We start from the raw sequence: 25,770 nt of genomic DNA on the forward strand, positions 1-25,770 counted from the left end.
GAAAAATTAAAGGGTGCTTTTGAATTGATCCAAGAAGCGAACATCATTCTCACTCAATAATCGAATATCGGTAATTTGATGTAGCAACATGGCAATACGATCAATACCAACACCGAAAGCGAAACCGGAATAGATTTCCGGATCAATGCCACAATTGGTTAGAACATTAGGGTCAACCATACCACAGCCACCAATTTCCAGCCAGCCGGTACCTTTTGTGATCTTATAATCCGATTCGGTTTTCAATCCCCAATAAACATCAACCTCTGCACTTGGTTCGGTAAATGGGAAATACGAAGGGCGCAACCTTATTTTCGACTTTCCAAAGAGTTCGGTAGTAAAGATCTGTAAGGTCTGCTTTAGATCGGCAAAGGAAACATCCTTGTCAATATAAAGTCCTTCAACCTGATGGAAAAAGCAATGTGAACGGGCGGAAATGGCCTCATTTCGATATACCCTACCTGGTGATATTGTTCTGATAGGGGGTTTGTTGTTTTCCATATAACGCACTTGAACCGATGAGGTATGCGTACGTAGGAGGATATCGGGATCGGTCTGAATAAAGAAGGTATCCTGCATATCTCGCGCAGGATGATATTCGGGAAGGTTCAAGGCAGTGAAATTATGCCAGTCATCCTCAATTTCGGGACCTTCTGAAACATTGAACCCAATTCTTGAAAAAATTTCGATAATCTGGTTTTTCACGATGGAAATGGGGTGTCTTGATCCTAGGGCCATGGCTTCACCAGGTCTGGTCAAATCACCGTATTTCCCAACTTCCTCTGTCTGGCTGTCCAAGGTTTCCTTGAGCAGGTTGACCTTTTCATTCGCCGCTAATTTTAGGGTATTAATGGCCTGGCCAAATGCTTTTTTTTGGTCATTGGGTACGTTCTTGAATTCAGCGAAAAACTCATTCAGTAGCCCTTTTTTGCCTAAATATTTAATACGAAAGGTTTCAATAGCTTCCTTGGTGTCGGCATTGAATTTTTCTACTTCCGTAATATGTTCCTTTATTTTATCGATCATGATATTCAAGTGAGGGACAAATTTAAAATATTCTACGAAGAGGAGGGGGAATTAATTCAATAAAAAAACCGTGCCTTTATGGAAAGCACGGTCTTATAGGAGTATTACAATGACTTAATGCGTGTCTTTTACATGATTCTTGATCCAATCGGTACAGCGATCAAAGTTCTCGAAAATATGTTCTTCCGGAATGAAATCAGGAATAATATCAATACGTTCCATCATATATCTCGGCTGTCTTTGTAAATCTGTAAAGAGCACCGTTATATTGTTTTTATTCAATTCTTGAAGCACATCCTCCATGGCATACAGGCCGGATTGGTCCATGTACTGCATGCGATCTAAGCGAATAATAGCGTAAGAGGCTGTTTTTGGGATTTGATCCGCGAGTATTTGAAAATCGCTGGTTGTACCAAAAAACAAAGGTCCTTTTATGTGCTTGATAAAGACTTCTTCCTTAAGATTTTTTGGAAAGTTGGCTTCATCTGCCCACGCTTTTTCCTTGTCCAGCGACTTAACATCCGATCGTTCACCTGTAAGGTCCCCGATTTTTTTCATGAACATCAAAGAGGCGATTATCAGGCCGATACCTACCGCATAAACCAGATTCCATACCGTTGACAATACCAAAACAACGAGCATCACCACAACTTCGGAACTTAGTTTTAGAGGCCCGATTTTAATATCCTTTGGAAGGTTGGGAATAGCCTTGAGTCCCTTGTAATCCATGACCGAGATTCCTACGGTTATAAGTATTCCAGCCAAGACTGCTGCCGGGATTTGTGAGGCTATGGGCCCCATTGCAAGTAAGATGACCAACAACAATACACCGGCAATCATCCCTGAGAGTTTGGTTTTACCCCCCGAATTGATATTTACAACGGTACGAATCGTCGCACCGGCCCCTGGTAAACCACCAAATATGGCTGCTATCGTATTACCGATTCCCTGTCCAACCAGTTCCTTGTTTGGTTTGTGTTTGGTCTTGGTCATGTTATCTGCGACCACAGAGGTCAACAAGGAGTCAATGGCCCCCAATAGGGCCAGGGTCAATGCCGTGAAAATATAGGGTGATATGGCTCCAATCTTAAATTCCGTGAAGATTTGAAGATTGGGCATCGGAAATCCTTCCGGTATCTTTTCAATGGTTCTGTAATCGAGTCCTAGACCATACGCAATCCCGGATACCACGAGTAATGCTACCAAGGTACTGGGGACAGCGGTGGTAATACGTTTAAATCCGAAAATAATGATAATGGTAGCGAGGGCAAGCCCAAGCTCCAACCAATTGATATTCTGTAAGGCATTAGGCAAAACCTTTAAGGAGCCAATAACGCCGGATGCATTTTTGGCCGCTAAGGTTTTGGCCTCCTCGAGGACCGTCTCTTCGGTCACTTCGTTGGAGCGGGCAATGGTTTCCTTAAAGTCTTCCAATACCAAAATACCCTCCCCAGCTTCTTCACGGAGTATATTTTCGAGGATCAATTCCTCGGCTTGGGGCTTAAACGGTTCTACCCACGATTCATCCTCTTTGGGGTAATAACCCAAAGCAGGCAAAATCTGTGTAATCAGGATAATGAGGCCTATGGCGGTCATAAAACCGGAAACAACGGGATAGGGTATGTATCTGATATACTTTCCTATTCCAATAAATCCCAACCCTATTTGCATTAATCCTGCAAGTAGAAAAACAGTTAAAATGGCCGGTAGTGCTTTTTCCACGCTTCCGTCGAAAATGGCTACAATGCCGGCAATGACTACCATACTAACAGCAGTCATCGGAGCTGTGGGACCCGAAATTTGGGTATTGGTGCCTCCAAATAGTGCCGCGAAAAAGCTAATAAAAATAGCTCCATAGAGTCCGGCACTGGGGCCTAATCCGGAACTTACCCCAAAGGCCAGGGCCAAGGGTAATGCAACTATCCCTGCGGTTATCCCCCCTAAGAGATCACCTTTGAAATTCGAAAAGAAATTTTTCATAAAGTTAATTTTGTAATGTTATTTGGGTAGTAGCGAACTTTTCCAAAGGGATAAGTCTCCCCATTACCCTAAATAAGATTATTTTCTTGGTTTAAGGGCTGCCAAAGGGTAGCCCTTTATAATAAAAGGTGTTATGGTCAGGTTAATCCAAATGATAGATTTCCATGATATTGTGAAGGATTCCTTCAAAGTCAATTTTTAAATCTATCAACTTTCCGGTATGTATATCAAAGACCCACCCATATACTTTTAGATTCCTATCGCGGTATGCTTTCTGAACAGCAGCTGTTTTAATAAGGTTTACACATTGCTCCTGTACATTGAGTTCCACTAAGCGATCATATTTTTCGTTTTCATCCTTGATGTCTTTCAATTCATCCTTATGAATTCGATATACGTCACGAATATTACGAAGCCATGGGTTTAAAATACCGAGATCGGCAGATTGCATGGCTGCTTTAACACCGCCACAACCGTAATGGCCACATACAACAATGTGATTTACATTTAAGTGGTCAACGGCGTAATTGACAACGGACATGGCGTTAAGGTCAATACTGATGACCATATTGGCAATATTACGGTGAACAAATACTTCACCTGGACCCATGCCCATTAGGTCCTCTGCGGTAACCCTACTGTCGGAACAGCCGATATAAAGTAATTCAGGGTTTTGACCTTTGCCCAATTCGTCAAAGAAATCAGGGCTTATCGCTAATTTTTCCTTGATCCAATTCTCATTATTCTTAAATACGTTATCTATTTGCATGTTCAGTTTTTTTAAATTATAGTAAAAATTCTGCAAGTAGGATTGTCGCCAAAATACTCATGAAGTTAGGTTTTTTTACCCAACTAAATGGATGTTTTTACGATTAAATCGGGGATGCAGGGGCCCGTAGTGATAAATTCCTAAGACAAGTGTTATGCCATCAGGAATAAAGGACAACTAGCAAATTGGTTCTGGTGGAGGGAGCACGATTTCAGAATTACGATCGTAGTGACCCAATAGATAGAAATCATGGAAACCAAGGTTCTGTAGATGGGCAAGAAGATAAGCACTTGGCGAGTTGTTTTCCAAAATCAGTTTTTCACCAAGGTTCTTCTTTCCTTGTTCTTGTTGCTCTTCTTCGGTTATGTTGATTGATATTACCGCATTTCCTTCATCATTCAATAATGTGATGATAGGAGGGGCGAGTATGGCGAATATCCATACGGAAAGCAATACAATAAGGATGTTCAACCGAATCATTTAAAAGCATTTTGCACAAATATAATAGTATTGCTATTATAGTTAGTTAAGGAAATACTAAAAATCTTTTAACAATTTTATGCTTTCCGAGGGTATCCACCCGGTTTTGCCATCAGCGATTCTTATTTTTTTCCATTCGTTCAACCCATCAAGAACATTTACTTTCGTTCCTTCATGCAGTACGAATATGGGTTGACTTCCCTTGTTGGGTTCCGATTTTATACGAACCTCACTGGTAAAGACGATTGCAGGTTGGTCGGCCATAAAATCATTGTATTGGATAAAGGCGAAGACGACTGTCATTACCGATATGAGTAAACAGACAATACTTAGAATGAATGCGATACGTTTGTGCATGGCATATTTAAAATAGTAAAAGGCCAGATACAACAATACAAAGAGGATCATGAATATTACCGCAACATAACTCCATTGGTCAAAGGAAAGAAAACCGGTCAGTGTTTTGTATATTCTGGCAAGACCTGTTTCTGGCATTACCTCAATGGCATCAAGGGTCATGTTTTGTGCATAGCCCAGGTTGTTCTTGATTTCCCGATCGTTGGGGGAAAGTAAAAGCGCCTTTTCGTAATTGTATATGCTTGGGGCAATCTGGTTCAATTTATAATAGGCATTGCCCAAATTGAAGTAAAGTTCGGCCGAATGTTGGCCATTATCCAAAATACTATTGTAGTAATCAATGGCTTTTTGGTAGTCACCACTATTATAGGATTCCGTGGCCTTATCGAATAATGCTTCATTTTGGGCGGTCCCAATGAAGCTAATGAATACTACAATGATGTAAATTAACTTTTTCATTGTCTATAGTTGTTTGTCCAGGTTAGCGATTACTTTACTGGCCCTGTCATAATCCTGTTGCATTTGCACTTCTGAAAATGGACTGTACCGCGCCATCTCACAATTTTTCAATAACCCGATAAAACCATCAATGGTTTCTATATCAACATCCTTTTCGTTTAATAGGCTCGAAATTTTATCCTTACTGAATTCAGAGGTCTCAATTTTTAATTTGGCCTTTAGGTAATTATGCAATGCTTTTTCCATGGCAATAAAGAAAGCATCCTTTTGGCCTAAGGTCTTTTTGGCCTCCGACAAATATTTCCGGGCCAATCTGTTGGCTTTTTTAATTTTATTGCCTTCGACATCACTCGCTATGGCATCGCGCTTTTTGTGGAGTACAATAGCCAATGGTATCAATATAAGGGGGAGTAAAAGCCAAAGGTAAAAAGCCCTGGAACCAAAGAAATAATGGGTTCCTTTGGCCGTAAGATTAGGATTGAGTTTAATGAAATTGAATTGGTTTCCAGTGGTTACGACCGAATGTTTGGTATTCGTTGGGTTCGTATTGACATTCCCTTGGGAATTGGTAGGTCCCTCCAAAACATTGATCAGGATTTCCTTGGAATCCACGGTGTGGTACGATGCCGTATTTGGATTGAAATAACTGAAGGAAATACTAGGTACCGGATATTTGCCTTTAAAGGAGGGCACTATGGTGTAACTATCGCTTATCTTACCTCGGGTTCCGGCTAGAGTGGTGCGAACTTCCTCATTGTGTTCAGGGTCATAAACCTCAAGTGAACTGGGTAATTCGGGGGTTGGCAATTGGAATAATTTCAAATTTCCTTGGCCACTGACCTCTACAACGGCCTGAAGCGATTCGGATGCGTTTAAACTGGTCTTGCTTGTGGTGACCGAAAAATCGAAATCACCCACCGCGCCTCCAAAGTTCGCAGGTTTCCCAGCCGTAGGCAATGCCTTTACATTTATGGTTCGATTACCTGCCGAAACGGTTTTGTTTGTTTGGGTATATACCCTTCCGCCGAAAAAATCACGTTTGTTGGTAGGTACATCCACCGTAACATCCAAAGAGAGGGGTTCAATGTCAAGTTTTCCCGATTTTTGGGGATATAGTACAACCCGTTTCAGAACTACGTAACGATAGGCTTTGCCTTTATACGTTCCGTTTTCAGCATTCAAACGTTGTACGGGTATGTCCTGGCTCCAAAAATTATTGTATTTGGGATTATCCAACGGACGATAATTCGATACACGTATCGATGGACTCACATATAGTTTGTAGACCACAGTAATTGCTTCGTTCAAATACGGATTCGTTTTGGATACCTCCGCAACGAGATGTAGATTGTCATCGGCATAGTCATCGACATTCATATCGTCGTTTGGTTTTGCCACTGCGGCAGTGACCTCAACGGTTTTGGCCAAAGATTTATAGACTTTGCCATCAATAACAATCGAAGCCTGTTTAATGGTGAACTTACCCCGTTCTGTAGGGGCCAAGGTATAAGAATAGGTTTTAGAATAGGACCGGACACCGTTGATCCAAGAAGAACTTATGGCCTGTGATGGACCCATGAGTACCCGAAACCCTTTAAAATCCGGGGGGGAGAAATCATCGCCATCCTTGTTCATGGTGAACTCAACCCGTAACCTTTCATTGATACCGAGTTTTTCCTTACTCAGGTTCATTTCAAAGGTAACGGCATTATCTTGTGCGTTCATAACAAATGCTATGAACAAGAGAGGAAACAATGATATGAAATGTTTAAAATCGCTATACATTACCAATCTTTTTCATTTTTAACTTTAGCACCTTTGACCTTTTTGGCATCAATCTTTTCCTGCACTTTCTTTTCTTCGTTCTGCATGGCCTCTAACAGATTCTGGATCTGCTGCTTGGAAAGTTGATTGGGTCTTGGTTGTTGTTGCTGTTCTTGGGGCTTATCTCCTTGTTCGGGCTTTTTCTGTTCTTCTTTTTTCTCATCGCCTTCACCTTCCTTATTATCCTCTTTCTTTTCGTCTTCTTTATCCCCTTTGTCTTCTTGGTCCTTCTTATCGCTATCGTCTTTGTTCTTCTGGTCTTCCTTATTATCCCCGTCGTTCTTTTGATCCTGGTCTTTATCGTCTTTTTGGTCCTTGTTATCCTTATTGTCCTTGTTTTCGTCGTTCTTTTGCTGCTCGTCCTGCTGTTTTTTCAATAATTCTTTGGCAAGGGCTAGATTATAACGGGTTTCCTCATCCTTAGGGTTATTGCGTAAGGCCTCTTTATACGCCTCAACGGCTTTTTCATATTCCTTCTGCTTCATAAAGACATTCCCCATGTTATGGTAGGCCTTGTGCTTTTCTTCCTTGGCCGTTGCCTTCTCGCCCGCTTGCTTAAAACGTCCAAAGGCTTCTGCGTAGCTTTCTTTGTTATAATAGGCATTGCCTAAATTATAGGGGGCGACGGTATTCTCGTCACTTTTTGAAATAGCTTTACGGTAATCCACTTCAGCAGCGACAAAGTCATCCTCTGCAAGGTCTTTGTTCGCCTCCCAAGTGAGGTTGGTAGACTCGATTCGTGCCTTTTCCTTTAGTTTTTCCTCTTGTCCTTCCTGTGCAAAAGATATAAAGGCCACAAAAAACAATATGAATGCAATTTTTTTCATCTTATGCTGCTTCTTTATGGTTTTCGTTGAAAAGATTCAATTTTTGAAGCCATTTGGTTTTTCTGTCCAATACAAAAATGTCTAAAAATAGGAATAAGATCGCCCCTCCTAAAAACCATTGGAATTGATCTTTGTATTCGGAAAATTGTTTGGCTTCAAACTCGGTCTTATCCATTTCCAAAAGAATGTCCTTAATACGGTCAACGGCCTTTGCTGTATTGGTTCCATCAATATACTCACCATCACCATCATTCGCTATTTCCTGTAAAACGGTTTCATTGAGCTTCGTGATCACGACTTCACCTCGGGAATCTTTTTTAAGGCTTTCGACAATCCCATTTTTTTTGATGGGAATGGGCGCACCTTTACTTTTTCCAACACCAATGGTGTAAATACGAATACCTGCCTCAACGGCCTCGTCAACCGCTTTTGAGGTGGTGCCTTCCGAATGGTCTTCCCCATCGGATATAATGAACAGTACCCGATTGGTTTGCTCTTCATCATCGTAATAGGTTGTGGCCAAATCCAAGGCCTCATTTATGGCTGTACCTTGCGAAGTGAGCATATCGGTGTTCATGTTCTGCAGGAACATTTTTGCAGCACCGTAATCCGTCGTAATGGGTAATTGCGGGAAAGCTTGTCCTGCATAGGCGATTATGCCAATTCGGTCACTGGCCAATTGGTTGATGATTTCCGAAACCAGGCGTTTCGCTTTTTCCAAACGGTTAGGGGCAATGTCCTCAGCCAACATACTTTTAGAAACATCCACGGCAAATACAATGTCGACGCCCTCGCGTTTTACGGTTTCCAATTTCGTCCCGATTTTCGGATTCACCAAAGCCAAGGTTAAAAAAGTAATTCCCAAAAGGAAAAACAACAATTTCAAAACGGATTTAAAATTGGATTTCTCCGGGGTCAATCTTTTAAGCAGGGTGGATTCGGCGAATTTTTTCTGGGTCCGTTTTTTCCAAATTTGAAGAAATACGAACAGGACCACGATAACCGGGATTATCGCAAGAAGGTAGAAATATGTTTTTTCGTCGAATTGAATCATAATCTATATAAAACTTCTGAATAAGGTATTTCGGAGCAACCATTCAAACAATAGTAAAGCACCCGCCAAGAATACCCAAGAACGAAATTTTTCGTCGTATTTGTAATACTTGAATTCCTCTATTTCAGTTTTTTCCAATTTATTGATTTCTTCATAAATGGCTTCCAATTTTTCATTATCGGTCGCTCTAAAGTATTGTCCTCCTGTTGCTTTTGCGATGTCTTGCAATAGCTCTTCGTCAATTTCAACCTGTCGCATACCATATCGGAATGAGCCATCGGCATTGTAGGCGATGGGCGAAAGGGCATTGCCGTTGGTCCCTAGGCCTATCGTGTATGTTTTGATGCCGTATTCAACGGCTAGGTCTGCAGCTGTTTGTGGTTCGATAAAGCCGGAATTATTCACACCATCGGTCAATAGGATGATTATTTTACTGATTGCCTTGCTTTCTTTTAAACGGTTGACCGAAGTGGCCAATCCCATACCAATGGCCGTACCGTCATTCAATTGCCCATAGGTGATTTCACGTAGTGCATTAAGCACAATGGATTTGTCACTGGTGATAGGGGTTTTGGTATAGGCTTCCCCTGCATAGGCCACAAGACCTATTCTGTCGTTGGGTCGTTCCTTGATAAAATCCGCGGCTACTTCTTTTAGGGCGGATAATCGATTGGGCTTCAAGTCCCTGGCCAACATACTTGAGGAAACATCGATTGCCATTACAATGTCGATTCCTTTGGTGGTTTTGGTACGGGTTGAGATATCCTCGGTTTGTGGCCGGGCCATCGCAACAATAATAGCGGCCAAGGCCAATAACCGAAATACGAACAACAGCGGTTTTAGTTTAGGGAGCAGACCACTATTGGAAAAACCTTTTATACTCGAAATCTTAAGGGATGCCGTTAATTCCCTACGCTTAAAAAAATACCATAGGATAGCCAGTGGTAGCAATAAAAGCAACCAAAAGAACTCTGGATTCGCAAATGATATATTATCTAACATTTATACTTCAGTTTTAACTTCTACGGTACTTAATACCCGATTAAAGATTTCTTCCGCATAGGTATCCCCATCTTCCCAGGTTAGTAAGACCTGTTGTTGGAATCCTTTGCCACCAAAACTCAGAATGGCATATTTTCCTTTCACCAGTTCTTCGGAATCTGGGACCTTGAATTTGGCACTACCATAGGTTTTTAAGCCCTTAACCCCAGAAACAGTTACGAATTCCTCTTGTTTTGTGATTATGTTTTTGGCTCCTTTTGCTTCAAAATTACGCAAGAGTTGATCTATGGTTTTTTCGAAATCAGGTTCTACCGGTTGGGTAAAAGTCGTCGAGGTCGTTGCCAAGGTCAAAAAGGATTTATCTTCCCTAAACAAGAATGTTTGAAGGTCCTTTATGTTGGCTTTGGCCTCAGCAGGTATTTCCACTTCCTGGCGTACCAATACTTCCGGGGACTCCAAGCTTATAGGTGGGTATCCGTAGGAACTTGCGACCCATTCATTGTCCAGTAAAAGTTTGGAGGGATGTCCTGAAATCGTATCCCAAACCTTGACAGGGCCATAATATCCGATTAGTGCAATACCCGCAATCAAAAGCAGGCCTATGGCGGTAGTTCCCGCAATTACCCATTTTTTCTTTTCGCGTTTGCGGGCCAATTCATTTTGATATTCCTCTTGCGCCATTAATTCTTCCAAGGTTGGTTCCGGAATGGCCTCATGCGTTTTTACCACAATATGCTCAACTACCTTTCTGTCTTGCAGTGCTACATTGGTCGGTGGTTTTGATTTGGCGAATTTCACCAAATCGGCAGTCCTTAAAATGTTCTTGAACTGATTGATGGTATCTTTGTCGAGTTCAAGTTCCCCGGCATCCTTGAGCAGCTCCAATTTGTCGATCAACTCATCCGTAGTACTTTCCATGGCCGATACATTCGCATCTTCCTCAAGGTAAGAACGTACGATGTCCGTTAATTCGGAATAGTATTGTTTGTATTCGTCTTGGATAAGGTATTTGGAATTGTCCAATTTCTTTAATTCCAACAAAGCACGATCGTAAGGTGGCAATAGGGCTTCCTTTTCAGCATTGGTCAAGGGTTTCTTACGGAATACGAACCAATATAAAAGGGCGGCAGCCAAGGCCAATACCGCTAAAATCACTAAAAGGATCTTCCACCATCCCGGATTGGTTTTTTCTACCTGGATCAAGGGTTTAATATCGTACATCTTTTGCGCCATGGTATCAACCGGCACTGTGGCGACGTTTATGAGCAACGAGTCCGTAAAATATCCTTTCCCGTTGATATCAATTCGTTGCGCAGGCAATTTGTATGAACCGGAATCGAATTGTGTTAGTGCATAGGTTTTCAATAGGGTGATCCTGTCCTTTTTACGGGTGGTGTCGGTAGCAAATGCCTCGACGGTCTCTAAGGGCGAAAATGTTTGTCCTTCTGGAAAGATGACCATATCGGTCGAATCGACTTCAACGGTTACCTTGAATTTCAGTTGATCACCGATTTTGATAAAGGTCGTATCTACCGCTGAGGAAATTTTCGGTGTTGTTTGGGCAAACCCAAGACTACAGTAGCATAATGCGCACAGGAAGAAGCAGCGTACTAAAAAAGTACGCAAAACCCAGATTCGTATTTGGTAATTTTTGACACCCATCAACCTCTTCTTTTAAAATAGCCTAATAGCTTTTTAACGTAACTTTCATCAACCCTGCAATTCAGCACTCCGCATCCTGATTTGGTAAACGACTCCTGAAAATATTTTACCCTTTGACGATGGTGTTCCCCATATGCCATACGAACACTTTTTGATTGGGTGTTGACCAATTGTAGCTTGCCGGTTTCCGCATCCTCCATTTGAACCATACCGAGGTTTGGAATGTTTTCCTCCCGTTCGTCATAGATTCGGATACCGGTTACATCATGCTTGTTTCCGGTAATTTTAAGGGTCTTGACATAGTCATCATCAATAAAATCGGAAAGCACAAAGACAATGGCTTTCTTTTTCATGACATTGGTCAGGTATTTCAAGGCTTCGGCAATATTCGTTTTATTGCTTTTGGGTTTAAACTCAAGTAATTCCCTAATGATACGAAGTACGTGTGATTTTCCTTTTTTCGGAGGAATATAAAGTTCAACCTCATCTGAGAACAACAGGAGTCCTACCTTGTCATTGTTTTGCATGGCAGAGAATGCCAACGTAGCCGAAATTTCAGTGATAATTTCTTTTTTGAATTGATTGGTGGTACCAAAAAATTCCGAACCACTCACATCTACCATTAACATCATGGTCAGTTCGCGTTCTTCTTCAAAGACCTTTATGTAGGGTTCGTTGTACCTGGCCGTTACATTCCAGTCGATATTACGCACGTCATCCCCGAACTGGTATTGCCGCACTTCACTGAAGGTCATACCACGCCCTTTGAAAGTGGAATGGTATTCCCCTCCAAAAATATGATCGGACAGACGACGCGTCTTAATCTCAATCTTACGAACTTTCTTTAGTAATTCTTTGGTATCCATCTTTTATAACAAACAGTAATAAGTATTCAATAACCGAGTGTAGCCAATGTTCGGAGGAACGATACGGGCCACTGTATACTGCCTACTGTCTATGGTACTTCAACCTCATTGACAATCTTGTTGATGATTTCCTCGGAAGTGATATTCTCTGCTTCGGCCTCATATGTTAAGCCAATCCTATGTCTAAGCACGTCATGTACCACAGCTCTGACATCCTCAGGAACCACGTAGCCCCTGCGTTTGATAAAAGCGTAACATTTGGCAGCAACACCGAGATTAATACTTCCACGCGGGGAAGCACCAAAACTGATTAAGGGTTTGAGGTTCTCAAGATTGTATTTCTCTGGATAACGGGTCGCAAAAACGATATCCAAAATGTATTTTTCGATTTTCTCGTCCATATAGACCTCCCTTACCGCCTTTTGGGCACTTAAGATCTGTTGGGTGGAAATCACGGGATTGACTTTTTCATAAGCACCCAATAGATTTTGGCGCATGATCAGTTGTTCCTCGTTCATTTTGGGGTAGTCGATTACCGTCTTCAACATAAAACGGTCTACTTGCGCTTCGGGTAACGGATAGGTACCTTCTTGCTCTACCGGGTTTTGGGTCGCCATAACCAGGAATGGCTTGTCAAGTATAAAGGTTTCATCCCCAATGGTCACCTGTTTTTCCTGCATGGCTTCCAAAAGGGCCGATTGTACTTTTGCCGGAGCCCTGTTTATCTCATCCGCTAGGACGAAATTTGCGAAAATGGGACCTTTTTTAATTGAAAAATCATTTTCTTTTATATTGTAGATCAAGGTTCCTACCACATCGGCGGGTAAAAGATCGGGGGTAAACTGTATTCTACTAAAACTGCCTTTCACCGCTTTGGCCAGGGTGTTGATGGCAAGGGTCTTCGCTAATCCCGGGACACCTTCCAACAAAATATGCCCCTGTCCCAACAGACCTATGAGCAATCTTTCGACCATATGCTTTTGGCCGACGATCACTTTGTTCATTTCCAACATCAAGAGGTCTATAAAAGCGCTTTCTTGGGCAATTTTTTCATTTACTGCGCTAATGTCAATTGAAGTATTTTCTTCCATATATTTTATTGCATTTTTGGGTATTGGTCCGATTTGATCTTAACAGTGGTGCAAATTGAAAATTTATTCATAGTAACGCTGTTAATGTATGGTTAAAAATTCATGAAAGCCCTTATTTTTATGAAGTTTTTAAGTGATTTCTTTTTAATTTCACACGCCTATGGCAAACATAACCAAATTTTCGAAAACTATGTCTGGGACCATGACCTGGGGAAGATGGGGAAAGCAGCTTGGGAAAGATGGGATGACACGGCTAATAAAGCATTGTTTGGAGGTGGGAATAACCACTTTTGACCATGCCGATATCCATAGGGGCTATACCACCGAAGCCGAATTTGGAAATGCTTTTTCCAAGAGTGGGATTCCCCGTGTTGCAATTCAACCCATACCAAAATGCGGCATTCAATTGATATCGGGTAATCGTACGACTGGTTATTGTAAATCAATACAACTGATCCATGGAACGAATAAACAGGTTCCCCGTAGTCGAGGATTGATTCATTTTGTTGGAAACCGGCCATGGGCATCCTTTACCTAAAAATAAAGACCAATGAATAAAACAGTGTTAATAACAGGCGCTACTAGCGGAATAGGGCGTGCCACAGCAAAGCTCTTTGCGGCAAACAAGTTCAAATTGATTATCTGTGGAAGACGTCAAGATCGTTTACTCGAACTACAACAAGAACTAAGTGGTTTGACCAACGTGCATGCGCTTAATTTTGATGTTCGAAACAGGGGGCAGGTAACCGAACAAATCAACGCTTTACCCCCTGCATTTTCCGATATTGATATCTTGGTGAACAATGCGGGAAACGCCCACGGGTTAGACCCGATTGAGGAGGGTAGTTTGGATGATTGGGATGCCATGATCGATATTAATGTAAAGGGTTTGCTCTATGTGACGAAAGCGATTTTGCCAAAAATGGTGGCTAAAAAAGGCGGGCATATCATAAACATCGGCTCTACGGCGGGTAAGGAAGTGTATCCCAAAGGAAATGTGTATTGTGCCAGTAAGCACGCTGTTGATGCCATAAACCAGGGTATGCGAATTGACCTTAATCAGTACGGTATTCGTGTTGGGGCCATAAATCCGGGATTGGTAGAGACCGAATTCAGCCAAGTGCGTTTTAAGGGGGATACCCATAAGGCAGCCAAGGTCTATGAGGGGTTTCAAGCCTTGCGGCCTGAAGATATCGCCGATATCATTCTTTTTGTGGTCACCCGACCCTATCATGTGAATATTGCCGATTTGGTGGTAATGCCCACTGCACAGGCCAGCGCTACTATAGTAAATAAAAATAATTAGTGTCAATCAAGATTGTTTGAAAGAAAAGGTTTGAAATGATTTTTCATTTATTCGAACTTATAATCCATAATTCCTATGATTAACAAACGCCTCTTGGTAAAAAACCTTCTTGCCCATAATGATGAGAATAGCTTTTACGATAAAAAGCGTTTTATAGCCATTGGACACAAAGAGGGAAAGGCCAAATTCCTGAAACACGTTTGTGCCTTGGCCAATAGCAACCCCACGAACCATTCGTTTATCGTCATTGGGGTAGAGGATGTTGATAATACCATTGTTGGGGTCGATTTTTTCGATGATAGCAAGATACAGAACCTGATCAATGCCTATCTGGACAACCCCCCGTTGATAGCCTATGAGAATATTCCCTTTCCACACCTACCTGAAGGTAAGGTCGTCGGCTTGGTCACTATAAGTTCTACCGGGAAAGTCTGTTCTTTAAGAAAGAATATCTGGAAATATTATGGTGGTTCGGTTTTTTTCAGGGAAGGTAGTATCAGCATGCCCAAAGCTTATGATATTGAATTAAAGGACATCAATTCAGAGGTTGTTGCTACCATAGAGCTACATGCGCAAAACAATATTGAATTGACCTTGGATGGGGTCATCGATTTTATCAACCATAGGCATAAAGATCTGGAAAGCAACTATAAGGTGTTTAAGGAACAATTTGTGGTTTGTTGGGCAGGGCATACCAAAAAAGTGAAGGATAAGACTTATTTCTCACGGGTAGATATTGAGCTGATCAACGAGCAGGTAAGATTGTTCTACTCTACACTCGATGAGGTAAGGGTTGGCTATAATGAAGATAGTTTTACGATTACTGAATACGTGCAGTTAGGACTTGGTAAATCCCATGAATATTATCCTTTGGAAGAGGTGCAGATCATTTTTGAGGAGAATGGTACGTATCAGATCCAAAGCGAGATGATCTTTGAGCCCCCAAAGTACGATACAAAAACATTGCACCATATTTTCAATACGAACAAAGCCTTACTTATGAAGTTGGAAAATGGTGAGATCCTGAAACCTACCGAAAAGCACGATTTGACCCGTTTGCCGGCAACCTATCTTATTTGTTTTCTAAATGGATTTGAAGAAGCCAAACCCTTAATGGAAAAGGCACGTCCCCTATTAAAAAGGACAGACCAGACTACTTATAATTCCTTAAAGGAAACCTTGCGTATTTTAAGGAAGGTGAAGTATAATTAGGATCTATATGATTGTGTCTAACGGTATTCCGTGGAAATTTCCGTGATAGGTAAGAAGGCAAAATAAAGATAAATGAATGGGAAAGGGGAATGCATCAATTTTAAATCAGCTACCCTGGAAGGCCACAAAGATATTTTTTCAACAACGATTCAAATAGTTCGTGCCAAGGCGATACAATAATCCAAAAATATACGTATTTTGTATAGGTAGTGAACAATGGTGTAGTTGATGAAAAAGAGGAATGATAATTATGAAATTATAGGATATGAAGGTACAGTTTATATTGATTTTTGGAATGTTGGGCATACTAAGTTGCAATGAGCAAAAGGAGCTGAGTTCGATCAACCCTGAAAACTGGTCAAAGAGAACCATTGATATCAGTAAAAAGGACAGTTTGGAATATGGTAAATCCTATTTATCCATTTATTCACAGATCTATAGTACATCAGAACATAAAACGCATAACCTTACATCAATGGTAAGCTTGCGTAACACAAGCGATAAGGATACGATTTACGTTCTAAAGGCGAATTATTTTGACACCCATGGCAAACATGTTAGAACCTATTTTAACACACCGATTTATCTGAGTCCATTGGAAACTGCCGAGATCATCATTGATGAAGTCGATATTTCGGGAGGTACGGGCTCAAACTTTATTTTTGAATGGAAAGTGCCTTTGGGTTCTTCAGAACCCTTATTTGAAGGGGTTATGAATTCGACCATGGGACAACAGGGATTGTCCTTTACAACGCAGGCTAGGCGTATCGAATAGCCACACGCTTAAGGGGTTCTACTTGGTTTTGCCCAACCACAACATTTGATAGGGCATTAATCGCAACGTGCCATTTGGAAAGGTGATTTTTTCTCCCGAAATCAAGTCGGTGGGATTGGACTTGGATCCATAAGAACCAAGGGTGTTTTCGTATATGGCCTGAGGTACCTCATCAAAATTACAAACAACCAGTACCCCGTTGTTTTTACCCATAGGTCTTTCATAGATCAGGTAGTGGGGGTTATGGGCTTCATACAGGATTATGTTGTTCCGGTCGGCAAATGCAGGATGCTGTTTGCGCAATCGGATCAAATGCTGTAATGAATAGAATATTTGGGAATGATGGTTTTTTTGTGCATCAATCTGTGCTATGGTATCCCAATCTTGGTGTGGTCGATTGACCCAACGACTATCTTCTTTTTTATCATGGTCCTCCAAATACGAATAATCGTTTAAGGCCCCAATTTCATCTCCCGCATAGATAAGGGGAACACCGCCATAAGAGAGTATTATGCCATGCATCATGATTATTTTGGCTATGGCCTGTTCTATTTTGCTTTGATTCTCCTGTTCAAGGGCTTTTTCCAATCCCAGTAGGGATGCAGCACTTCCTGTGATCCTGCCATCGCCCGTTTTCGGATTGTACATGAACATATGTCCCTTGGCAGGGGACCAATCAATTTTCTGGCAGTAATAATCAAGTAGGAATTTGCGATGTGATTTCGCGTTCCAGCCAATTTCATGAATATGGTGGTCTTCAAATCCCAAACCAATATCGTCATGGCACCGAATGTAATTGATCCATGTGGTTTCTTTGGGTTTTTCTGGAAGGGAATGGATGTTTTTATAGAGCAACACTGCCTTTTTAGTGGCGATGGCATCCCATAATAGGGCCATTAAGGTGGCATTATAGGCGATTTCACATTCATTGCCTTTCATTGTCCCCGAACCAAAATATTTTATGATCTCTTTTGGGGCCACTATGGCCTCTGCCAAGAATATGACCCCTGGTGCGATTACTTGCAGGCACATCCTGAATAGAGAGATCAATGCATGGGCCTCGGGCAAGTTTTGGGATACGGTCCCTAGCTTTTTCCACATAAAGGCAAGAGCATCCAACCGCACAACATCAACACCAAGGTTCGCCAGTTTTATTAGATTGCCCAACATTTCGATAAAGACCTCGGGATTCGAGTAATTAAGGTCCCACTGATATTGGTTAAAGACCGTCATAACCCATTTTTTCATTTCGGTATTGAAGGTGAAATTACCCGGAGAGGTCATTGGAAATATTTCGGGAAGTGTTTTTTCAAACTCATCGGGCAAGGTGCGGTCTGGGTATATGTGGTAATAATTTTGGTATTTGGGGTCGCCTGCCATGGCCTTTTCGGCCCAAACGTACTCATTGGAGGTATGGTTTGCGACAAAATCGAGCATTAAATACATGTTTTTATCACGCATTTTTTGGGTTAAATCCAAAAGGTCCTCCGTGCTGCCGAATCGTGGGTCTACCTCATAATAACTATTAACGGCATAACCACCGTCATTTTCACCTTGGGGTCTAGGGGTAATGGGCATTAGATGGATGAAATTCACCCCAAGTTTTTCGAAATAGCCCAACTTTTTTTCCAGTCCCTTAAGATCCTTATTGAAATGATCCACATACAATTGCATGCCAACAAGCTGTTCGGATTGGTGCCAATTTCCTTCATTGATGCGTTGTATGTCGAGTAACTTCAGTGGCGATGGTCTTTGTTCAAAAAGGATGGGAAGCGTACGCAATAGTTTTACAAAGGATTTCTTATGGTCTTTTTCGGGATAGAGTGAAAAAAACAAATCCTTGATCAATGTAAGGTTGGTGGCCAACCGTTGTTCAAAGAGGGCTTCAACATCATTTGCTATGGTCTTTTTGGATTCCGTAGCAAGATATTTATGAATGGATGCTTGATTCATTAGTTTGCTTGAAGTTGTTCTTGATCAGGTAAGGATGGGATTGCCCCAAAATTCGTCGTGGTCAATGCTCCAGCCTTATTGGCTATTTTGACCATTCCAATCAACAGGTCGATATCTTCAAGTATTTCCTTGGGATCATGTAGGCCGGCTATTTGTTGTAACAGACAACCGATAAAGGCGTCACCTGCTCCTGTAGTGTCCACAGGGTTTACAGGTATGCTTGGAATGGTATGTTTGGAGTTTTCAGTACTTAATAGGGTACCTTCCCCTCCTAAAGTTATGGTAATGACCTTGGTGCCTATTTCGTGTAAGACCGCACAGCATTCTTCCAAATCGGTCTTTCCTGAAAGCAATTGTGCCTCTTCAAGACTAAACTTGGATAAATGGGCCTTTTGCACATAAGGCATACATTTTTTTACAAAGATATGTTCTTCCCCTTTCCAGAGGTCCCCCCGAAAATTAGGGTCAAAACTTATGAAGGCATTTTGTGTTAGGGCGTCAAAAAAATACCGTCCATAGGCAGCTTCCAAATCTCCACCCAAGAGGGCAGTGGCCGCACCAAAATGAACCATGTTGTCTTGAAACGATTTTTTAATGGTAGAATCGTATTTCAGTTTTTTATCGGCTCCGCGGCTAAAGACAAAATCGCGCTCCCCATCCTCAGCAATGGAAACGAAGGCAATGGTGGTAAAGTACTTAGATCGTTGAGCCAAGCTTATGTCGACATGGTTGTCTTCCAGTATGTCCAGTAAAAAGGAACCAAATTGATCACGTCCAACACAACCGATGAACTTACTTAATCCCCCGAGTTTGGCAATAGCGCAGGCAACATTGGCAGGAGCGCCTCCTGCTTTTTTGGTGAACACTTCGGCTTTGGCAAGATCCTTTCCTTGATTTTCGGCAATAAAATCGATTAATAGTTCTCCTATGCAGAATATTTTCTTCATAATGATTAGTGCTGATAGCTACCAAGGTAGTTACAAAAATAGGTTTATTCCAAAATAATATATGAATTTATGCGGAATATGCATTTTGAAGGATCGAGGTAAAATATATCTTATAAGTGAAAAACCATGGCAGTTGCAATGTTCTTATTTTGGATTTTACGGCCCTTTCCCAGAATTGCGTTTTGTTTTTTCGCCATTGAAAATGAAATTCAATAGAAAAACCGCAATGACCTTAAATGGGCATTGCGGTTTTTTGGGACTTCTATGTATCCTTTTGGCTATGTTTGAGGTTTAGCCACATTTAGAGGAGCCACAATCCGTACAGGTTAGGCATCCTTCTTGATAAACCAAATTGGTTGATTTACAATTGTCACATTTTTGCCCTTTTGCCATAGTGCCGTCTTCAACAAAACGTTTTAAAGCTCGGGTCACACCATTTTTCCAAGTATTTATTGATTCACCCTCCAATTGTAGGCTATTGATCAAATCAACGATTTTTTCAATAGGCATTCCATGACGTAGGGTGCTGGAAATCAATTTGGCATAATTCCAGAACTCTGGATTGAATTTATGTGAAAGTCCTTCAATAGTGGTCTTGTACCCTCTTTTGTTCTGATATTGAAAATCGTATCTGGAAGAACCGTCTTCTTTTCTGTTTTTGATGATCAATCCGTCTTCAACCCAACGAGGAATCAAGATGCCATCTTCGTCATCGGCCAAACCGGTAAAGATTTCATAGGGTTTGCCGTCGATGAGTCCAATAAAGGCTATCCATTTTTCCTTATTGTTCTGGAAGCGGACAACATCGGCTTCCAGCACTTGGGGACGTTTTGTAGGGAATGGGGTGAGGGTTTCCTCGGTTTCCGGTTCATTGGAAATCAATACTCCCGATCGGGAACCATCACGGTAAACCGTAACACCCTTACAACCTGCTTTCCAGGCTTCCAAATATAATTTACCTACCAATTCCTCAGGTGCGTCATTGGGTAAATTGATGGTAACACTGATAGAGTGGTCTACCCACTTTTGCACGGCACCTTGCAAACGTACCTTACTCAACCAATCAACATCATTTGAAGTTGCTTTGTAGTAAGGTGATTTCTTCACGATTTTATCGAGTTCGGCCTGACTGTATGATTTAGAGGTGTCGATGTCATTGGCTTCCATCCATTCCTTGAACCTATGGTGGAATACCACATATTCTTCCCAAGAATCACCAACCTCATCAATAAAAGTGACCTTTGAATTCTTGTCATTGGGGTTGACTTTTCTTCTTCGTTTGTAAACCGGAAGAAAAACAGGTTCTATACCCGAGGAGGTTTGGGTCATTAAACTTGTTGTCCCCGTAGGGGCGATGGTCAATAGGGCTATATTACGACGGCCGTATTCCAACATTTCATAATATAATTTCTCATCGGCTTCCTTAAGGCGTAGAATGAAAGGATTGTTCTTCTCCCTTTCTGCGTCAAAAAGCTCAAAAGCACCTCGTTCCTTAGCGCCATGCACGGAGGCCCTATAGGCTTCAATGGCGATTGTTTTGTGTACTTCAACAGAGAAGGTGTTGGCCTCTTCACTACCATAGCGCATACCCAAGGCAGCCAACATATCACCTTCGGCAGTAATGCCAATCCCGGTCCTACGGCCATTAATGGCTTTTTCCTTGATTTTTTCCCATAACCGTACTTCAACAGCCTTGGTTTCATCCAATTCAGGATCTTCAGCTATTTTGGCCAATATACCATCAACTTTTTCCAATTCAAGATCGATGATATCATCCATGATGCGTTGTGCGGCTGCAACATGTTTTTTGAAGAGGGCGGTATTGAAGGTGGCTTTTTTTGTAAAGGGTTGATCTACATAAGAGAACAGGTTTATGGCCAATAACCTACAGGAATCATAGGGGCATAAAGGAATTTCCCCACATGGATTGGTAGACACCGTTTTATATCCTAAATCCGCATAGCAGTCAGGTACCGATTCATTAATGATCGTATCCCAGAAGAGAATTCCGGGTTCTGCTGATTTCCACGCATTGTGAACAATCTTACTCCATAATTTATTGGCCTCGATTTCTTTTGTGAATCTTGGCTCACTACTTTGAATGGGGAATTTTTGCGTATAAGTCGTGTTATTGGCAACAGCTTTCATGAAGTCATCATCGATCCTTACCGAAACATTGGCACCGGTTACCTTGCCTTGTTCCATCTTGGCATCGATAAAATCCTCTGCATCGGGATGATTGATGGAAACCGATAGCATTAAGGCCCCCCTTCGGCCATCTTGGGCCACTTCCCTTGTCGAATTGGAGTATCGCTCCATAAAAGGGACAAGTCCGGTTGAGGTCAAGGCAGAATTCTTAACGGCTGATCCCTTGGGTCTGATGTGCGAAAGGTCATGACCAACCCCACCACGACGTTTCATTAATTGTACTTGCTCTTGGTCAATTTTCATGATTCCGCCATAGGAATCGGAATTTCCTTCGTTTCCGATCACAAAACAATTGGATAAGGAAGCGATTTGATAAGGATTGCCAATGCCGGCCATGGGGCTACCTTGCGGAACTATGTACTTAAAATTCTTGATTAAATCATAAACCTCCTTTTCAGAGAGGGGATTTGGATATTTTTTTTCAATACGACTTATTTCCTTGGCGATTCTGCGGTGCATATCGTCAGGATTAAGTTCGTAGATATTCCCTTCGGAATCTTTTAGGGCATATTTGTTTACCCATACTTGGGCTGCTAGGTCATCGCCTTTGAAATAGGCCAAGCTGGATTGGTAGGCTTCTTCTTGGGAAAAAGTTTTCCTACTGGACTGGACTGTTTTTAATTGCATTTGTGAATAATATGGTTTTAAGTGCTTAGAAAGAAAGTGTAAAAGTATGTAAAAAGAAAAGAATCGAATTATGACAGATATCATAAAGTGTACAAGAAAAAGTGGTTAAAACCCTGTAAAACAGCAAAATAAAAATTTATCAACAAAAAAAAGTTAACAAATTTATTTAATTTTCTTTATTTTTTGGCATTGGACAAAACACTGTTATTTTCAAATATTTATTGTGTTTTCGGCTTTGGAACATATAAAGAATTCCTTATCTTTTAACAAAATAAAAACACTGACAACATGAGCTTATTTGATGAAATAAAAAACAAACTAAGTCACGAATTTATCGATATCATCGAATGGATGGATGCTACAAACGATACGATCGTACATCGATTTGAAAGATATCAGAATGAAATAAAGAATAATGCGAAGCTAATTGTTCGCGAAGGTCAAACGGCGGTTTTTGTAAATGAAGGGCAATTGGCCGATGTCTTTACACCCGGCACATATACTTTGAGTACGAAGAACCTTCCCATTTTAACAACGTTAAAAGGATGGAAATACGGATTTGACAGTCCATTCAAAGCCGAGGTGTATTTTGTGAATACCCGATTGTTTACAGATGAGAAATGGGGTACCAAAAATCCCTTTATCCTCAGCGATGAGCGTTTTGGTTTGGTCGAGATCAGGGCGTTTGGAACCTATAGTTTTAGAATCAACGATCCGGGTAAATTTGTGGTCGATGTCGTTGGTACCGATGGTAATTTTACCAATTACGAGGTTAATGAGCACCTGAAAAGTTTAATTGTCACCCGTTTTACCGACACTGTGGGTGAGGCCAATTTGCCCATTGAGTTGTATGCCGCCAACACCAGTGAGCTTTCTGAAACCTGTCAGGATGTGATGCAGCCCGAATTTGGCCGTGTGGGTATTGAATTGGAGAAATTCTATATAGAGAACGTTTCCATGCCTGAAGAGCTCAAAAAAGAAATCTTTGAGTATAGTAGGTTGGATAAACTTGATATGACCAAACTTTCACAATTTAAGGCCGCCAAGGCTATGGAGGCCGCCGCCAAGAACGAAGGGGGTACGGCAGGAGCCGGTATGGGCATGGGTATGGGATTTGTGTTGGCCCAACAGATGGGCAGCATGATGGGTCAACCAACATCACAGCAACCTTTTGGGGGTCAACCCCAGCAAGTGGCTGCAGTGCCGCCGCCAATGCCTACACAGGTTTTGTACCACTATGCCGTAAACGGACAACAGGGCGGTCCGGTTACTTTTGATAAATTAAAGGAACTTTTTGCCAGTAGGACAATCAATAGGGATACCCTTATTTGGAAACAGGGTATGGCCGATTGGGTCGCCTTAAAGGATGTTGAGGAATTGAAGGTGTTCTTGGGAGGTAATACCCCACCGCCATTACCAACCGTTTAAACAGCCATATAGCTATTTATTGAATTTCCACATATTTGTGGAAAATGCAACATTTGTTTATGGAAAAAACCCTTAATTCCGAAGTTAATAAATCCTGTGCCAATTGTGGTGCGGAACTTAAATTCAAACCAGGTTCGCATCAGCTTACCTGTGAGTATTGTGGTTATGAGGAGTTTATTGAACAGGCCAAAAGCAGTTTTGAGGAGCTTGAACTTGAGCACTATCTTAAGGTAGTCGGGGAAAATGCCTATACGGAAACCATAGATCTGCTGCACTGCAAAAACTGTGGGGCAAACCAACATGTCGAGGAAAATTATAAGTCCCTCCAATGTGTCTATTGTGGCGAACCTTTGATTCGTGAGGATATAGAGAAAGAAGGTTGGATCCTCCCCGGGGCATTGGTGCCTTTTCAATTGGACACCAAAAAAGCCCGATCGATCTTTAAGAAATGGGTGGGTCAAATCTGGTTTGCACCCAATAATCTAAAGCGGGCTGCCTTAGATCCGGAAGGTATGCGTGGGTTATATCTTCCTTATTGGACCTTTGATGCGAACCTTTTTGCGGACTATCAAGGAAAACGAGGGGATTATTATTACGAAACACAAAGGATTAGAACCAAAAATGGGATGCAGACCCGACAGGTTCGAAAGACAAGATGGTCATCGGCATCTGGTACGGTAAATGGTTTTGTAGATGATATTCTCATAAATGCCTCAGAAAAAAAACGAAGGGAAATTCCCGGTAAGATCGCCTATTGGAATTTGAAGGAATTGGTTGCATTCAATTCAAAATATTTGGCAGGTTTTGTTACCGAAAAATACACGATTTCGTTGAAAGAAGGCCATCATCAATCTTTCCAAAAAGCCAAGGAAACTGCATATAGTTGGATCCGGAGGGATATCGGTGGGGACACCCAACGCATCAACCATGCCGATATTAAGTTGTCCGATGAGACTTTTAAGCACATATTGCTTCCTGTGTATATTAGTTCGTACCGATATAACGGAAAGGAATTTCTTTTTTATATCAATGGGCAAACAGGGGTTTTGAGTGGAACAAGACCCTATTCGTTCTGGAAAATTTTCTTTTTAGTGCTATTTATTCTTGTAATAATAGCACTTATTGCGATTTTTGCACAATGAGGACTTTAGTAATAGGTGATATTCATTCCGGATTAAAAGCGCTCGAACAGGTATTGTCCCGAGCCAAGATTTCGCGTACCGATAGATTGATTTTTTTAGGGGATTACGTCGATGGGTGGAGTACTGCCGTAGAAACAATTGATTTTTTAATCGGCTTGGAACAGACCCATGATTGTGTTTTCATAAGGGGAAACCATGACGAACTTTGTTTGAATTGGATTCAAACGGGGGAAGACAATCCTGTTTGGTTGCAACACGGAGGGGCATCAAGCGTAGCATCCTATGCCAAGGCCAATACATCGACTATAGATGCGCATATCGGGTTTTTCAATCGATTGGTCAACTATCACTTGGATTCGAATAACCGCATGTTCCTTCATGCAGGTTTTACAAATATCAAAGGGGTCGAACATGAATATTTCACAAAAACCTTTTATTGGGATAGGACCTTATGGGAATTGGCACTTTGTTTGAATCCCTTATTGGATAAAGACCACCCTTACTATCCGAAAAGGTTAATGCACTACGATGAAATATTCATTGGCCATACCCCGGTAACACGCATAGGGGAAACCACACCCCAAAAGGCGGCCAATGTTTGGAATATTGATACGGGAGCGGCTTTCGATGGACCTTTGTCAATCATTGATGCACACACCAAAGAGGTCTGGCAAAGTGATCCAGTACATACTTTTTTCCCCAATGAAAAGGGCAGGAACTAAAATTTAGGACAACTTTATCTAAATATTATTGATATAATTGTACATTAATAAAA

Annotated in this window: 22 protein-coding genes; 7 read left to right on the forward strand and 15 right to left on the reverse strand. The window is 41.5% G+C overall.

What is annotated here, in order from left to right; translation table 11 throughout:
• Window positions 1–6: 6 nt before the first annotated feature.
• From pheS to LX92_RS02115, 12 genes are all read right to left on the reverse strand, one after another.
• A complete protein-coding gene (gene pheS / locus LX92_RS02060) occupies window positions 7–1,026 on the reverse strand; it encodes a phenylalanine--tRNA ligase subunit alpha (protein ID WP_109648603.1) in 1,020 nt (339 codons plus the stop codon).
• A 114-nt stretch (window positions 1,027–1,140) separates the two neighbouring features.
• Complete coding sequence (locus tag LX92_RS02065) at window positions 1,141–3,006, reverse strand: SulP family inorganic anion transporter (protein WP_109648604.1); 1,866 nt, start codon at window positions 3,004–3,006, stop codon at window positions 1,141–1,143.
• A 142-nt stretch (window positions 3,007–3,148) separates the two neighbouring features.
• Complete coding sequence (locus LX92_RS02070; RefSeq protein WP_109648605.1) at window positions 3,149–3,775, reverse strand: carbonic anhydrase; 627 nt, start codon at window positions 3,773–3,775, stop codon at window positions 3,149–3,151.
• Between the two features lie 177 nt (window positions 3,776–3,952).
• The gene (locus tag LX92_RS02075; RefSeq protein WP_109648606.1) at window positions 3,953–4,255 is read right to left on the reverse strand and encodes a hypothetical protein; all 303 of its coding nucleotides are present in this window, start codon (window positions 4,253–4,255) and stop codon (window positions 3,953–3,955) included.
• Between the two features lie 57 nt (window positions 4,256–4,312).
• Window positions 4,313–5,071 carry an SH3 domain-containing protein gene (locus tag LX92_RS02080; RefSeq protein WP_109648607.1) on the reverse strand — a complete coding sequence of 253 codons (759 nt, stop codon included), beginning with the start codon at window positions 5,069–5,071 and terminating at the stop codon, window positions 4,313–4,315.
• A 3-nt stretch (window positions 5,072–5,074) separates the two neighbouring features.
• Complete coding sequence (locus LX92_RS02085; protein WP_223308308.1) at window positions 5,075–6,796, reverse strand: BatD family protein; 1,722 nt, start codon at window positions 6,794–6,796, stop codon at window positions 5,075–5,077.
• Window positions 6,797–6,855: 59 nt separating this feature from the next.
• Window positions 6,856–7,722 carry a tetratricopeptide repeat protein gene (locus tag LX92_RS02090; protein ID WP_109648609.1) on the reverse strand — a complete coding sequence of 289 codons (867 nt, stop codon included), beginning with the start codon at window positions 7,720–7,722 and terminating at the stop codon, window positions 6,856–6,858.
• Between the two features lies 1 nt (window position 7,723).
• Window positions 7,724–8,776 carry a VWA domain-containing protein gene (locus LX92_RS02095; protein WP_109648610.1) on the reverse strand — a complete coding sequence of 351 codons (1,053 nt, stop codon included), beginning with the start codon at window positions 8,774–8,776 and terminating at the stop codon, window positions 7,724–7,726.
• Window positions 8,777–8,779: 3 nt separating this feature from the next.
• Window positions 8,780–9,778 (reverse strand): vWA domain-containing protein, encoded by a 999-nt coding sequence (locus LX92_RS02100; protein WP_109648611.1) that lies wholly within the window; start codon window positions 9,776–9,778, stop codon window positions 8,780–8,782.
• Window positions 9,779–11,440 (reverse strand): BatD family protein, encoded by a 1,662-nt coding sequence (locus LX92_RS02105; protein ID WP_223308309.1) that lies wholly within the window; start codon window positions 11,438–11,440, stop codon window positions 9,779–9,781.
• The gene (locus LX92_RS02110) at window positions 11,440–12,306 is read right to left on the reverse strand and encodes a DUF58 domain-containing protein (protein ID WP_109648612.1); all 867 of its coding nucleotides are present in this window, start codon (window positions 12,304–12,306) and stop codon (window positions 11,440–11,442) included. The genes LX92_RS02105 and LX92_RS02110 overlap by 1 nt, the downstream gene beginning before the upstream one ends.
• 89 nt (window positions 12,307–12,395) lie before the next feature.
• On the reverse strand, window positions 12,396–13,397 hold the full coding sequence (locus LX92_RS02115) for an AAA family ATPase (protein ID WP_109648613.1): 1,002 nt from the start codon (window positions 13,395–13,397) through the stop codon (window positions 12,396–12,398).
• A 190-nt stretch (window positions 13,398–13,587) separates the two neighbouring features.
• Here LX92_RS02115 and LX92_RS02120 point away from each other — a divergent pair, with 190 nt between their 5' ends.
• The 4 genes from LX92_RS02120 to LX92_RS02135 all read left to right on the forward strand — a co-directional run bounded on the left by LX92_RS02120 (window position 13,588) and on the right by LX92_RS02135 (window position 16,690).
• The gene (locus LX92_RS02120) at window positions 13,588–13,935 is read left to right on the forward strand and encodes an aldo-keto reductase family protein (protein WP_244915916.1); all 348 of its coding nucleotides are present in this window, start codon (window positions 13,588–13,590) and stop codon (window positions 13,933–13,935) included.
• A gap of 12 nt (window positions 13,936–13,947) precedes the next feature.
• Window positions 13,948–14,703: an SDR family NAD(P)-dependent oxidoreductase gene (locus tag LX92_RS02125; protein WP_109648615.1), complete on the forward strand. Its 756-nt coding sequence runs from the start codon at window positions 13,948–13,950 to the stop codon at window positions 14,701–14,703.
• Between the two features lie 75 nt (window positions 14,704–14,778).
• Window positions 14,779–15,915, forward strand: a complete 1,137-nt coding sequence (locus LX92_RS02130) for an ATP-binding protein (RefSeq protein ID WP_109648616.1) — start codon at window positions 14,779–14,781, stop codon at window positions 15,913–15,915.
• Between the two features lie 265 nt (window positions 15,916–16,180).
• Window positions 16,181–16,690, forward strand: a complete 510-nt coding sequence (locus tag LX92_RS02135; RefSeq protein ID WP_109648617.1) for a DUF3124 domain-containing protein — start codon at window positions 16,181–16,183, stop codon at window positions 16,688–16,690.
• 18 nt (window positions 16,691–16,708) lie between these two features.
• On the opposite strand, the gene LX92_RS02140 is transcribed toward LX92_RS02135, so the two are convergent.
• The 3 genes from LX92_RS02140 to LX92_RS02155 form a co-directional block, all read right to left on the reverse strand.
• Window positions 16,709–18,643, reverse strand: coding sequence for an amylosucrase (locus LX92_RS02140; protein WP_109648618.1), 1,935 nt, complete (start codon window positions 18,641–18,643; stop codon window positions 16,709–16,711).
• Window positions 18,643–19,590: a carbohydrate kinase family protein gene (locus tag LX92_RS02145; RefSeq protein WP_109648619.1), complete on the reverse strand. Its 948-nt coding sequence runs from the start codon at window positions 19,588–19,590 to the stop codon at window positions 18,643–18,645. The genes LX92_RS02140 and LX92_RS02145 overlap by 1 nt, the downstream gene beginning before the upstream one ends.
• A 291-nt stretch (window positions 19,591–19,881) precedes the next feature.
• Window positions 19,882–22,425, reverse strand: coding sequence for an adenosylcobalamin-dependent ribonucleoside-diphosphate reductase (locus LX92_RS02155; RefSeq protein WP_109648621.1), 2,544 nt, complete (start codon window positions 22,423–22,425; stop codon window positions 19,882–19,884).
• Between the two features lie 288 nt (window positions 22,426–22,713).
• Here LX92_RS02155 and LX92_RS02160 point away from each other — a divergent pair, with 288 nt between their 5' ends.
• The 3 genes from LX92_RS02160 to LX92_RS02170 are packed head-to-tail and all read left to right on the forward strand — an operon-like array spanning window position 22,714 to window position 25,717.
• A complete protein-coding gene (locus tag LX92_RS02160; RefSeq protein WP_109648622.1) occupies window positions 22,714–23,853 on the forward strand; it encodes an SPFH domain-containing protein in 1,140 nt (379 codons plus the stop codon).
• A 59-nt stretch (window positions 23,854–23,912) separates the two neighbouring features.
• Window positions 23,913–24,995, forward strand: a complete 1,083-nt coding sequence (locus LX92_RS02165; protein ID WP_109649041.1) for a DNA helicase PriA — start codon at window positions 23,913–23,915, stop codon at window positions 24,993–24,995.
• Window positions 24,992–25,717: a metallophosphoesterase gene (locus LX92_RS02170; RefSeq protein ID WP_109648623.1), complete on the forward strand. Its 726-nt coding sequence runs from the start codon at window positions 24,992–24,994 to the stop codon at window positions 25,715–25,717. Before LX92_RS02165 ends, LX92_RS02170 begins: the two co-directional genes overlap by 4 nt.
• The last annotated feature ends 53 nt before the right edge of the window (window positions 25,718–25,770 follow it).

It is taken from the genome of Maribacter polysiphoniae, assembly GCF_003148665.1.
GTDB lineage: Bacteria > Bacteroidota > Bacteroidia > Flavobacteriales > Flavobacteriaceae > Maribacter_A > Maribacter_A polysiphoniae.

What these genes read in the sequence shown, in the direction of transcription:
- pheS (WP_109648603.1), bottom strand. Translation starts at nt 1,026, where the DNA reads ATGATCGATAAAATAAAGGAACATATTACGGAAGTAGAAAAATTCAAT.
- LX92_RS02065 (WP_109648604.1), bottom strand. Translation starts at nt 3,006, where the DNA reads ATGAAAAATTTCTTTTCGAATTTCAAAGGTGATCTCTTAGGGGGGATA.
- LX92_RS02070 (WP_109648605.1), bottom strand. Translation starts at nt 3,775, where the DNA reads ATGCAAATAGATAACGTATTTAAGAATAATGAGAATTGGATCAAGGAA.
- LX92_RS02075 (WP_109648606.1), bottom strand. Translation starts at nt 4,255, where the DNA reads ATGATTCGGTTGAACATCCTTATTGTATTGCTTTCCGTATGGATATTC.
- LX92_RS02080 (WP_109648607.1), bottom strand. Translation starts at nt 5,071, where the DNA reads ATGAAAAAGTTAATTTACATCATTGTAGTATTCATTAGCTTCATTGGG.
- LX92_RS02085 (WP_223308308.1), bottom strand. Translation starts at nt 6,796, where the DNA reads ATGAACGCACAAGATAATGCCGTTACCTTTGAAATGAACCTGAGTAAG.
- LX92_RS02090 (WP_109648609.1), bottom strand. Translation starts at nt 7,722, where the DNA reads ATGAAAAAAATTGCATTCATATTGTTTTTTGTGGCCTTTATATCTTTT.
- LX92_RS02095 (WP_109648610.1), bottom strand. Translation starts at nt 8,776, where the DNA reads ATGATTCAATTCGACGAAAAAACATATTTCTACCTTCTTGCGATAATC.
- LX92_RS02100 (WP_109648611.1), bottom strand. Translation starts at nt 9,778, where the DNA reads ATGTTAGATAATATATCATTTGCGAATCCAGAGTTCTTTTGGTTGCTT.
- LX92_RS02105 (WP_223308309.1), bottom strand. Translation starts at nt 11,440, where the DNA reads ATGGGTGTCAAAAATTACCAAATACGAATCTGGGTTTTGCGTACTTTT.
- LX92_RS02110 (WP_109648612.1), bottom strand. Translation starts at nt 12,306, where the DNA reads ATGGATACCAAAGAATTACTAAAGAAAGTTCGTAAGATTGAGATTAAG.
- LX92_RS02115 (WP_109648613.1), bottom strand. Translation starts at nt 13,397, where the DNA reads ATGGAAGAAAATACTTCAATTGACATTAGCGCAGTAAATGAAAAAATT.
- LX92_RS02120 (WP_244915916.1), top strand. Translation starts at nt 13,588, where the DNA reads ATGTCTGGGACCATGACCTGGGGAAGATGGGGAAAGCAGCTTGGGAAA.
- LX92_RS02125 (WP_109648615.1), top strand. Translation starts at nt 13,948, where the DNA reads ATGAATAAAACAGTGTTAATAACAGGCGCTACTAGCGGAATAGGGCGT.
- LX92_RS02130 (WP_109648616.1), top strand. Translation starts at nt 14,779, where the DNA reads ATGATTAACAAACGCCTCTTGGTAAAAAACCTTCTTGCCCATAATGAT.
- LX92_RS02135 (WP_109648617.1), top strand. Translation starts at nt 16,181, where the DNA reads ATGAAGGTACAGTTTATATTGATTTTTGGAATGTTGGGCATACTAAGT.
- LX92_RS02140 (WP_109648618.1), bottom strand. Translation starts at nt 18,643, where the DNA reads ATGAATCAAGCATCCATTCATAAATATCTTGCTACGGAATCCAAAAAG.
- LX92_RS02145 (WP_109648619.1), bottom strand. Translation starts at nt 19,590, where the DNA reads ATGAAGAAAATATTCTGCATAGGAGAACTATTAATCGATTTTATTGCC.
- LX92_RS02155 (WP_109648621.1), bottom strand. Translation starts at nt 22,425, where the DNA reads ATGCAATTAAAAACAGTCCAGTCCAGTAGGAAAACTTTTTCCCAAGAA.
- LX92_RS02160 (WP_109648622.1), top strand. Translation starts at nt 22,714, where the DNA reads ATGAGCTTATTTGATGAAATAAAAAACAAACTAAGTCACGAATTTATC.
- LX92_RS02165 (WP_109649041.1), top strand. Translation starts at nt 23,913, where the DNA reads ATGGAAAAAACCCTTAATTCCGAAGTTAATAAATCCTGTGCCAATTGT.
- LX92_RS02170 (WP_109648623.1), top strand. Translation starts at nt 24,992, where the DNA reads ATGAGGACTTTAGTAATAGGTGATATTCATTCCGGATTAAAAGCGCTC.